The organism is Streptomyces sp. rh34 (assembly GCF_002551245.1).
Classification (GTDB): domain Bacteria; phylum Actinomycetota; class Actinomycetes; order Streptomycetales; family Streptomycetaceae; genus Streptomyces.
Window position 1 is genome coordinate 1 of the sequence record NZ_NTGZ01000340.1, and the last position, 6,946, is coordinate 6,946.

Consider the following 6,946-nt stretch of genomic DNA (forward strand, 5'->3'; position numbering starts at 1 on the left):
CGCTCACCCCCGCCGCACCCGCCCCGCGATCCGGCGGCCGAGCCGCCCCAGGGCGCTCGACCGGTTCCAGTCCCGGAAGGCGTCGGCCCGGCCGCTGCTGCCCGTGCGGCCCACCGTCGCCTCGACCTCCGCGACGGCCTCGGCCGACATGCCGCGTACGGCGGGGCGCAGGACGTCGTCGAGCAGGGCGGCGGCCACCGGCGGCCAGGCGCGGCCCGCGTGCGGGTGGGCCGTCCAGACGGTGAAGCAGTCCGCCGCGTAGGCGGGCTGGGTGCGCAGCCGGGTCCGTACCGATGCGGTGCGGGCCGTGCGGTCGTACGCGGCGATCAGCTCGGCGTCCTCGCCGTGGACGAAGTCGTACAGCTCGGCCCCCGGGCGGTCCGGGGCCAGCAGGCGTTCGACCAGGGCGGCGTACGCCCGTTCCCGGAGCGCCGGCTCGACCGGCTCAGCCTGCGCGCACAGCGTGCGTACCCGCTCCGCCCAGCCGGGCTCGGGTGCCCCGGTGCGCAGTTCGCGGACGAGGTCCAGCAGGAGGAGCCCGGCGCGCTCCCGGCCGCCGATCTCCTCGGGGAAGCCGCGCAGGAGGTCGTGGGCGAGCCCGGCCGCCTCGTCCGTACCGGCGGCGGACGCCCCGCCGGACGCCCCGGCGGCGGACGGGCTGAGCGCCGCGTCCACCAGGCGCGCCCACGTACCGGCCGCGCGGTGCGCGTCCGAGGTAGCCGCGTCCAGCAGCAGCCGGGCCTCCCCGACCGTCGGGGCCCGGTCCTCCCACACCAGGCCGACCGCCGTGCGCAGGACCAGGGGCTCCGCGAAGGGGGAGAGGCCGGCCGCCCGCAGCACCCGGTGCCACACCGCCGCCCGGTCACCTCCCAGGGTCGCCATCGCCTCCGGCACCTCGGCGCACATCCGCAGATGCGGCAGCGCCTGCGTGCCCGTGAACGGCAGCGCGACCCGCTCCAGGAACCGGGCCACCGCCCCGGGGTCCTCGGGCGCGAGCCGGTCCAGCGCGCCGAGCAGCGCCGTCCGCACCTCGAACTGCTCGTCCAGCAGCTCCAGCAGGGCCGGTGCGAAGCCCGGGGGGTCTTCGTGCGCCGCCGCCTCCGCCAGCAGCGCGGGCGCCAGCCGGTCCACGACCCCCGGCAGCGACTCCGTGCCGTCCACGCCCAGCAGCCGGGCCACGCGCAGCAGTTGCACGGTACGCGCCACCGGGCGCGATCCGACCGTGTCGGCCAGCTCGGTCAGGATCTCCGGGCCCAGCCGCTCGGCGACCACCGCCCCCTCCGGACCCGCGAACGCGTCCCGGCGCGGCAGTTCCAGCGAGCCGTTGCCGCCCCGTACCGCCTCCGTGACCAGCATCGCCGCGAGCGGGGCGGTCACCGATGCCGGGCAGCGGCCCTCCAGCGCGTCGAACAGCCTTCCGGCCGCGTCGAATTCGGGACCCGTACGGTCGTCGACGGCGGGGGAGGTGAGGGCCTCCACCAACTGGCCCGTGCGCTTGGCGTCCAGTGCGTAGGGGCGATCGGCGGCCCAACCGGCGGCCGCCGCACGCCCGTCCGGCCCCAGCTCGATCCCCGCACACAGCGCCGTCACGGCCAACGGGCCCGCCGCGAACGGCTCCCCGGGCAACTCGCGCGCCTCACTGAACAGCTCCGGCGACCGGCTCCGCCAGATTCGCGCCGCCGTCGCCGCCCACGCATCGCCCGTGCCGCCGCCCGCCGGAGGCGACCCCGCGCACGTGTGCACCCGCAGGCCCGCCGCTCGTGCCGCCTCCGCGTCCTCGGGCAACACCCCCACCACCCGCGACGCCGAACTCTCCGGCCGCCGGGTGTACGTGGTGAACGTCAGCCGCTCCGCGCTCTCCCTCGGCAAGGTGACCGACGCGAGCCCCAGCCACCGGGCCACGTCCGCGCACTGGCGCTCCACCAGTACCACCGGCCGTCCGTCGGCCGCCTCCGCGTCGCTCGCCCGGCGCAGATCCGCCAGCACGGCCGCGAGCCAGGGGCCGCGCGAGACGGCGAAGTCGTCGAGGCCCTCGGAGACCGCCGCCGGACCCGGGGGCAGCGTCAACGGGTCCGGCATCGGCCCCCCGGGCGTCACCGCCACCCAGTGAGGCGACCGCCACGCCTCGACCGGCAGTCGGTCGTCCGGCAGCGGGACCCCCGGCGGCAGATGCACCGCGTGCGCGTGGAACCGTACGCCCGACCCCGCACGGCCCGCGTCCCGTACCGGGGCCGAACGGGCCACCAGCCGGCTACCGTCGGACAGGACGAAGTATCCGAACGCCTGGGGCAGTGAGCGCAGTTCGTCGTCGGAGGGCCGGTCGAGGACGCCCCCGGGAAGCTCGTAGCGCACCAAGGGCTCGATCTCCGCCAGCAGTGCCCCCGACACTCCTGGGCCGACCGCCGTGAACCGGCCCGCCGTTCCCTCGTCCCCCGGCGCGGCGGAGGTGTAGTGCACCTGTGCAAGGCTCATCTGTCGGCCCTCTTCGTCCTGCCGCGCCCGATCCCCGTGCCCACCCCCGTACGGCTGGGGTCGGGGGAGAAGTCCGCAGCCGCGGGGGCGACGTTATCAAGGACGGGGACGAAATCCCTACGCTGCGTCAGGCGCTGCCCCGAGGGCCGGCACTAGGTTGACCCCATGAGCGACGTGAGGCTTTCCGCGGGCGTGATCGAGTACCACGACACCGGTGGCGACGGGCCCGTCGTGGTCCTCCTGCACGGTGTGGCCATGGACGGCTCACTGTGGGACGACGTGGTCGCCGGGCTCGGGGACGGGGTGCGGTGCATCGTGCCGACCCTGCCGCTCGGCGGACACCGCAGGCCCATGGAGGCCGGGGCCGACCTCTCCGTCCTCGGGGTCGCCCGCCTGGTCGCGGAGTTCCTGGAAGCGCTCCGGCTGGAGGACGTGACCCTGGTGATGAACGACTGGGGCGGTGCCCAGGCCCTGGTCGCGGACGGGCGGGCCGACCGGATCGGGCGTCTCGTGATCACGTCGTGCGAGGCGTTCGACAACTACCCGCCGGGGCTGCCCGGCCGTAACCTCGTCGCCTCCGCCAGGCTGCCCGGAGGGATCAGGGCGGCCTTCTCCCTCCTCCGGCTGCGGCCCGCACGACGGCTGCCCATGACCTGGGGATGGATGAGCAAGCGGCCCGTCCCGCACGCCACGATGGACCGGTGGTTCCGGCCGCTCCAGACCTCCCCGGAGATCCGCCGTGATCTGCGCGCCTACGTGCTCGGCGTACCGGAGAAGGCCGAACTCCTGCGGTGGGCCGAGCAACTGCGTACCTTCGACCGGCCCGCGCTGGTGATCTGGGCGACCGAGGACCGGGTGATGCCGCTCGACCACGGGCGGCGCCTCGCCGAACTTCTGCCGCGGGGGCGGTTGGTGGAGGTCGCCGACAGCTACACGCTGATCCCTCGGGACCGGCCCGATGCCCTCGTCGAGCACATCAGCGCCTTCCTGGCGGAGACCGCCTGAGGGCCGGTGCCGGCGCCCCGGGGGCGGCACCGCGCATGTCCCGACGAGGTAACAGTCCCTCATCGGCCCCCGCCTGCCGCACCGGGCGAACCTATGATCGACGCGGCGTCGAGGAGGAACGGGGAAACGCTGTGACTTGTCACGTGCCCTTAAGAGGGGGTCGGTACGCGCTGCCGCTGGCCCTGGTGACCGTGCTGCTCGCCGGCTGCTCCGGCGCGGCGGACGACCCGGGGGGAGCGGAGAAGCGCGACGCCTCGATGAGCGCGAGCCCGGACCTCGGCGGCAGCACCGGTGCCGGGCCGGCGCCCGAGGCCTCGCTCGTACCCGACCCCGCCCGGCTACCGAAGACCCCGGCCGAGGCACGCGACCTCATCGGCCGCGTCATCGCCGGCCCCGACAGCTTCGGCCCCGGGGTGGTGAAGCGGAGCCCGTACGAGAGCGACCCCGCGACCTGGCCCGTGCTCGGCGAGGACTGCGTCTGGCAGCAGCGGAAGCCCGCGTACAGCGTCCTGGCCACCCTCACCCGGTCGTTCGAGCTGCCGGCCGAGGAGGGAAAGGGGCCGGTGCGCCTCGGCGCCGTCGTCACCGTGCACCGTACCCGCGAGGACGCCGCCTGGGAGATGGCGGAGTCGATCGAGGAGAGCATGCGCTGCCCCACCCAGGAACTGCGCAGGGGCGAGACGATCGGGTCCATGGTCGCCGGGGCGCTCCTCGGCGGCGAGAGCGCCCAGAACACCTCCGAGGACTTCCTCAGCGAGATCGGGGAGTATCGGAGCGCCGAACTGGGCGGGCCGCACTATTACGCCTGGCAGCAGGCGCAGACCCTCCAGTTCACCGTCGCCGTGACCGGCAAGGGGGCGAAGGGACGCACCGAGGACGAGATCGACACCTTGGTCAACGAGGCCCAGGGCGCCATGCTGTCCCGGCTCGAAAACACCGTCGAGAAGCAGAGCTGAGGCCGGCGATGGACGACCTGCGACCCACTGATCCCGCCCGCATCGGCGGACACCGGCTCCTGGGCCGCCTCGGAGCGGGCGGCATGGGCGTCGTCTACCTCGGGCGCACCGACGCCGGAGCGCTCGCCGCGATCAAGGTGATCCTGCCCGAACTCGCGGGGGACGAGGACTTCCGGACCCGCTTCCGCCGCGAGACCGAGGCCGCCCGCCGGGTCGACAGTCCCTGGGCCGTGCCCGTCACCGGCGCCGACACGGAGGGCGAACGCCCCTGGCTCGCAACGGAGTTCGTCCCCGGTCCCACGCTTTCCGATGTCGTCGCCCGGCGCGGGCCGCTGCCCGTGCGCAGCGTCACGGTCCTCGGCCGGCTGCTCGCCCGCGCCCTCACCGCCGTGCACGGGGCCGGGCTCGTCCACCGCGACGTCAAACCCGGCAACGTCCTGCTGACGGCCGACGGCCCCCGGCTGATCGACTTCGGGATCGCCCGCGCCGTCGACGCCACCGCACTGACCGCCGCCGGACTCGTCGTCGGCACCCCGGGGTTCCTCCCGCCCGAGCAGGCGTCGGGGAACACCGCGGGACCGGCCGGGGACATCTTCTCGCTCGGCTGCCTGCTGGCGTACGCGGCCACCGGCCGGCCGCCGTTCGGCAGCGGAGCGGTCGACGCCCTTCTCTACCGGACCGTCCATGACGCGCCCGACCTCGACGGAATCGACGACGCCCACCTGCGCGCCATCCTGGACCGGTGCCTCGCCAAGGACCCCGGTGAGCGTCCGGCCGCCGCCGACCTCGACACCCTGATGGCCGAGGACGTACCGGCCGAGCCCACCGCCGACTGGCTGCCCGAGGACGTCGTCCGGATCATCGCGGAACGGTCCGCCGCCGTGCTGGCCCTGCCCGGCATCGACCCCACCGTCACCGAGAGGTCCGGCCCGCCGGCACCCGCCCCCGGCCGGCGGCGGTTCCTGTTCCTCGCGGCGGGCGGGGCGGTGGCCCTCGGTGCGGGCGCCTTCGCCGCCGTACGCCTCATCGGCGACGAAGCCGACGGCGGCGGGGACGGAGCTTCCGGTGGACGCCGCCGGATCATCGGCGTGCACGCCGACCTCACCGGCCCTCTGAGCACCGCCGGACGTGCCCAGGAACGCGGCGCCCGACTCGCCGTCGACCGCTTCAACTCCCTCGACGACCAGCCGTTCCGGCTCGCCGTGAAAGTCCTCGACGACCAGGGGGATCCGGCCAGATCCGCCCGCGTCGCCGAGGAGTTCGCCCGCGACCCGGAGGTCGTCGCCGTCATCGGGCCCACGGGCGACGCGGCGGCCGGTGCGGCCCTGGCCGCGTACGACGAGGCGGTGCTGCCGGTCCTGACGGTGTCCGCCCTCCAGATCGCCTTCCCCGCCCGGGCCAACGGCTCCTTCTTCCAGGCCGCCCCCTCCTACGCCTCCCTCTGTTTCCCCATCGTCCACCGCCTCCTGCTGCGCCCCGACGTCGAGCGGCTGGGCATCCTGATCGACCGGGCCGGCGGGCAGGCGTCCTACCAGGCGGGCTATGCGACGAACCTGATGGCGCCCAGCCTCACCACCGGCACCACCCGCCCCCGTGTGGTGCCCGCCGGGACGACCGTATTCGACCCGGTCGTCACCGACCTCCTCTCCCACCGGAGCGACGCCCTCTTCTACGCCGGTGACGCGGCCGGCGCCTCCCGGGTCGCCCGCATCCTGGCCGACCTCTCCTACACCGGACCGCGCATGGCCCAGCACACCGTCATGGGACCGGAGTTCCTGGAACAGGCGGGCGCGGCGGCCGACGGCTGGGAGTTCGTCGCACCGTTCACCGACGCGAGCGCCCCGGCCGCCGCGACGTTCGCCGCCGCCCACCGCAAACGCTTCGGCGCCGCGCCCGCCGCCTGGTCGGCCGAGGCGTACGACGTGGCGGGGCTCGTCGCCCGCGAACTGGCCGCCCTGACCGAGGCCGTAGCCAAGAAGGCGACGGCGAGCGCCACGCCCTCCGGCGACGGCCGCCCCACCCGCTCCCAGCTCACCGCAGCGATCGCCGCGTCCCGGTACGAAGGCGTCTCCCGCACCTACGCGTTCGACGAGAAGCGGCAGCAACTCGTCGGCCAGGACGCCCACCTGTACCAGGTGAAGGACGGAGGCCTGCGCTACCTCGGTCCGGCCCCGAAGCCGAAGAGCTGACGTGCGGCCCCTCAGCACCGAAGACCCCCGCACGGTCGGCCCGTACCGCACGCTCGTCCGGCTCGGTGCCGGTGGCATGGGGGTGGTCTACCTGGCGCGAACGGCGGGCGGGGCGCTCGCCGCCGTCAAGGTGATCCGGGCCGAGCACGCCGCCGATCCCGGCTTCCGGGCGCGCTTCCGTCGCGAGGCCGAGGCCGCCGCCCGGATCACCGGCCCGTGGGTGGTTCCGGTACTCGGCGCGGACACCGAGGCCCGCGAGCCGTGGCTGGCGACCGCGTTCGTCCCCGGGCCCTCGCTGGCCGAGGTGGTGCTGTCTCTTATACA

At 75.2% G+C, this 6,946-nt stretch carries 4 protein-coding genes and 1 pseudogene; 4 read left to right on the forward strand and 1 reads right to left on the reverse strand.

The window, feature by feature from the left end:
- Positions 1–3: 3 nt before the first annotated feature.
- A complete protein-coding gene (locus CR470_RS34560; RefSeq protein ID WP_143663937.1) occupies positions 4–2,472 on the reverse strand; it encodes a GTPase-associated protein 1-related protein in 2,469 nt (822 codons plus the stop codon).
- A 165-nt stretch (positions 2,473–2,637) separates the two neighbouring features.
- Between CR470_RS34560 and CR470_RS34565 the strand changes: the two genes are divergently transcribed.
- From CR470_RS34565 to CR470_RS34580, 4 genes and pseudogenes are all read left to right on the forward strand, one after another.
- On the forward strand, positions 2,638–3,477 hold the full coding sequence (locus CR470_RS34565; protein ID WP_097871378.1) for an alpha/beta fold hydrolase: 840 nt from the start codon (positions 2,638–2,640) through the stop codon (positions 3,475–3,477).
- Positions 3,478–3,662: 185 nt separating this feature from the next.
- Positions 3,663–4,433 carry a hypothetical protein gene (locus CR470_RS34570; RefSeq protein WP_097871379.1) on the forward strand — a complete coding sequence of 257 codons (771 nt, stop codon included), beginning with the start codon at positions 3,663–3,665 and terminating at the stop codon, positions 4,431–4,433.
- 8 nt (positions 4,434–4,441) lie between these two features.
- A complete protein-coding gene (locus CR470_RS34575; RefSeq protein ID WP_097871380.1) occupies positions 4,442–6,622 on the forward strand; it encodes a bifunctional serine/threonine-protein kinase/ABC transporter substrate-binding protein in 2,181 nt (726 codons plus the stop codon).
- A gap of 1 nt (position 6,623) precedes the next feature.
- Positions 6,624–6,946, forward strand: a pseudogene (locus tag CR470_RS34580) (bifunctional serine/threonine-protein kinase/ABC transporter substrate-binding protein); the annotation flags it as partial.